4 protein-coding genes are annotated in these 4,196 nt (G+C 30.7%); 3 read left to right on the top strand and 1 reads right to left on the bottom strand.

The window, feature by feature from the left end:
• From IQ226_RS24420 to IQ226_RS24410, 3 genes are all read left to right on the top strand, one after another.
• Positions 1-111, top strand: a 111-nt coding sequence (locus IQ226_RS24420; protein ID WP_143336292.1) for a transposase, incomplete at its 5' end; no start/stop codon positions are given.
• Between the two features lie 18 nt (positions 112-129).
• Positions 130-2,808 (top strand): HEAT repeat domain-containing protein, encoded by a 2,679-nt coding sequence (locus tag IQ226_RS24415; RefSeq protein ID WP_370567229.1) that lies wholly within the window; start codon positions 130-132, stop codon positions 2,806-2,808.
• A gap of 120 nt (positions 2,809-2,928) precedes the next feature.
• A complete protein-coding gene (locus tag IQ226_RS24410; protein ID WP_193899698.1) occupies positions 2,929-3,753 on the top strand; it encodes a hypothetical protein in 825 nt (274 codons plus the stop codon).
• Positions 3,754-3,825: 72 nt separating this feature from the next.
• Here the strand turns inward: IQ226_RS24410 and IQ226_RS25470 are convergent, their stop codons facing one another.
• Positions 3,826-3,975 (bottom strand): hypothetical protein, encoded by a 150-nt coding sequence (locus IQ226_RS25470; RefSeq protein ID WP_228039659.1) that lies wholly within the window; start codon positions 3,973-3,975, stop codon positions 3,826-3,828.
• Positions 3,976-4,196 lie beyond the last annotated feature (221 nt).

Below are 4,196 nucleotides of genomic sequence, written 5' to 3'. Positions count from 1 at the left end.
ATTAATAATAAACTCAAATTAATCAAAAGACTTGGATATGGATTTCGCAACTTTAGTAATTTTAGATTACGTAGTTTATTAAACTGGCACTTTAGTATTAATTCTCCATAAAAGGGACGCAAGAGCCAAATTTACGAACATAAAGATTTTCTGGAACAGGTAATAAATCAAAATCCTGCGGGGAAAAACAAGCATATTGCTATAGTTGGAGAACCGGGAGCAGGTAAAACCACTTTATTAAGTGCTATTGCTTCATATATCAAAAATGAAAATAAAGACTTACCCATTGTTATATCTCTCGGTAGCTTGCAAGGTATGACATTAGAGAAATATATACTCAAAAAATGGCTACCTGACGCAGTGAAATGTAATACTACTCCAGAAATAGAGGAACAGCTAAAAACGCGATTTTATAAAGGTGGTGTTTGGTTGTTGTTAGATGGTGTTGATGAAATGGGGGAATCTTCACCAACAGCAGCATTAAATAAAATTTCTCAAGCATTAACAGACTGGTTAGGAAAAGCGCGGGTAGTTTTAACTTGTCGGTTAAATGTTTGGGATGCAAATCCTCTTTATAATGATTTATCTGGGTTTGATACCTATAAAACTCAAGAATTTAACCCTGAACAAGTTGATGAATTTATTGCAAAGTGGTTTAAATGTGATGATGATAAAATACAGCGTGGTGAGGAGCTAAAGGCAAAATTAAGAGAACCAGGAAAAGAGCGTATTCGTGAATTAGTCACTAATCCTTTGAGGTTATCTTTGTTATGTCAGATTTTTTATCAAGACAAGCATGGAGAATTACCAGAAACTAAAGCAGGACTTTTTGATTTATACGCTAAGTATTTTTATTATTGGAAATTTACCCCAGAAACTCAAGAGTTAAGAGATTCTCCTGAATTGCAAAAAGAATTACACCAAGCATTAGGTAAATTAGCTTTAGAAGGAATTAACAGCGATGCTAGATTTCGGATGAATAAAAGTTTAGTAGTTGAGGTAATGACTGAGAGGTTATTCAAGTTAGCTCGTGATGTAGGTTGGTTGAATTTGGTAGATAGAGAGGTTTATGCTTTCTTTCATCCTAATTTTCAGGAATATTTTGCAGCTTTAGTTATTGATGATTGGCATGATTTTTTAAATCATAACAATGCTAATCATAATCCTTTTATTAAACATAATAATCAAGATTGTATTTATCGCATTTTTGATTTAAAATGGAAAGAGGTAATTTTATTATGGTTTGGACGTAGGGAGATAGAAGTAAAAAATAAAGAAGAGTTTATCCATTCCTTAATTACATTTAACGATGGTTGTGGTAGTGAAAATTTTTATGGATTTAAATGTTATTTTTTAGCTGCTGCGGCAATTGCCGAATTTAGTCAATCTAAATTTACTCATGAAGTGATTCAAAAACTTATAAAATGGGGTTTTGGTGAATTAGATAATCAACAAAATCAGAAAGATGAATTATCTTATGAAATTCAGAAATCATCTAAATTAGCATTGAAATTAATTCATAATGAAACTACAATAAGTATCCTAAAAAAATATGTTATTGCATATAGAGATATTTCTATACAAGTAATTGATTATTTAACAGAAGTAGGAATTGGTAACGAAAGTATAATTGAAATATTTACTTCACTTTTACATCCTAGCAAGCTATTTACTTATGAACATATATTCTTCAATAATAAAGTTATATGCAGTCTCGGAGAAATTGGTATTGGTAGTGAAAGAGCAATTATAAGATTGTTAGAAACTGCTCATTCAATAATATCTATGACTATTTATATAGAAGAATTGTGTATCAGTTCGGATATTAACTCACAGAATTTAGATATAGATAAATTACAACACATAAAATATAAACTTAACGATTGTTTAAGAGATAACTTAGAAAGTTTGGGAAAAATAGGTATTGGTAATCAAGAAATTATTGCGTGGTTACAAAAAGTTATTAATTTTATTTCTGATGAAGAATTACGTATAAAAGCAGCAAATATCTTATGGAAAATAAATCCTGGAGATATACTAGCCATTAATGTTTTGGAAGAAATTATTTATAATCATCCTTTTGACTACGTGATTAGCTTTTATTTAGAAGAAATTGCTAAAACAGACGCAAAAGTAATTGACTTAATTATCAAAATATTATTCAAAGCAACACATCAAACAACTATCCAAAGAGCTTGTCAATCTCTAGGTAGAATAGGATTTGGTAATATAAAATCTATTGAAGCTTTAGTAAAAATTATTTTAATTTCTAAGGATAATGAAACCTGTAGAATAGCTTGCGAGAGTTTAGGGGAAATTGGTATTGGTAATCCAAACGTTATAGAAGCACTGCAAAAAATTCTAGCAAATACTCAAGATGAATATGTAAAAAGACAAGCTGCGGATAGTTTGCTTAAAATTAATCCTGGTAATACAATAGCAATAAAGGAACTTACTAATCTAGTCTATAATAGCAAAGATATATGGCTAAGGCGGGATTCTGCTATAAGTTTATATCAAAATGTTATTGATAAAAGAGATATAGTTTTAAAAGTTTTACAATTTATTTTAGAAAATAATCATCATCTTCCTTCTCTTTTTGCAGTCGCTGAAACACTCCTCGAAATTAATCCTTATAATAAGCCAGCTATTGAGACATTGATCAATCTGTCTTGTGCTTATTCAGATGGAGAAATACAAATTCTAGCATCTAAAACTTTAGCTAAAATTCGTAATAATAGCCCAATATTAATTGAATTACTTTTGGATTTCATGAAATCCGAAATTAATGAATATAAAAAATTATAAGCAGCAAAGATTTTAGCAAATATAGATTCAAATAAGTTACTTACTATCAAAACAATTACTAATATAATAGATAAATGTTCCATTAATCATTTCTATTTAATTTTAGATTCTGTAGAAACATTGGCTTTCATAGACCCAATTCATCCCAAGATTATTTTCAATTTAGAAAAAATTCTTCAAGTTTATCCTAAATTAGGCTGGATTGTGCAAGATGTAATTCACATACTTAGTGATATTGTTAATGACAACAATGATGCACTAGATATACTTTTAAATTTATTCTTTGATGAACAATATGATTTTGATGCTATTAGGGCAATACAAAATATTCAAAAAAAAGACTTATTATTACAAGTAGTAAAAAGAATTAGTGAACATATTTATCAGAGAATTTATACTCAACATAACAAGCATTATAATAAATTCGATGAAGTCCTATGGCATTGCGCCCAAAATATGACTTATCCTGAATTTTACCGCGCTTGGCACGGTGAACCATCCCTAATTCAAAACCTAGAAACCCAATTTACATATATTCATTCCCACCTTTCCCAACTCCAACCCACAGAAAAAACATATCCCCTTACCCTCAACCTAAAAACCCTGGAAAACGAAACAGACATCATAGAAATATCTCAAGAAATTTGCAACCAAATTTACTTTACAGCTTGTCCCGAAAATCCAGAAATTCCCCAAGTAAACAACGCACCTCAACTAAAAAGCAAAATTCCCCAAATTAAAAAACATCTACAAACCGAAAACCTAGCTTTAATTATCAACAACTGCGAACCAAATCAAGAAATGATCAAATTCTGCAATAAACTCACAGATGTCTTACACATTGCCTTTATCACAGAACAACCTCTAGACGCACCATTAAAAGGTTTTCCCAATCAACCAAATTTACTCAATGTTATTCAACATTGGATTAATGAGATAGGGTGAAACAATCAAAGATGAAACTTCCAGCATTGATGATATTAATGGAATGGAGTATTTATAGAACCCATTTCGTATCTATAGCGATCGCAAAGCACGACCTAAGAATAACATTTTTAATACTGTAATTCCTTCTAACGTTAATTCCCAGCGATCGCGTGGTGAATCTTTTTCTACATAACGGTTGACTAACCCCCAATGGGCAAGATTTTTTAAAACCTCCATCATATCAGGTTCTCTCGGAACATCTTGACGGGAAAGCGCATTCCCTAATTCATACCAACCCCATTCACCTTTTCCTTTCTCAACTAATTTAGTAATTTAGGACTTACGCATTGACAAAGTAGTAAAATAGTGTATTGATAAAAAGTATCATCTACTTATCAGGTATCGGACAATTAGAAAAATCAGCAAACCTTCCACAGCACAATGCAATCTGGAACATTACA

Source organism: Dolichospermum sp. LEGE 00240 (assembly GCF_015207875.1).
GTDB classification, from domain to species: Bacteria; Cyanobacteriota; Cyanobacteriia; order Cyanobacteriales; family Nostocaceae; genus Dolichospermum; species Dolichospermum gracile.
Note: the sequence above shows the minus strand (reverse complement) of the source record. Positions and strands in the feature narration are given on the sequence as shown.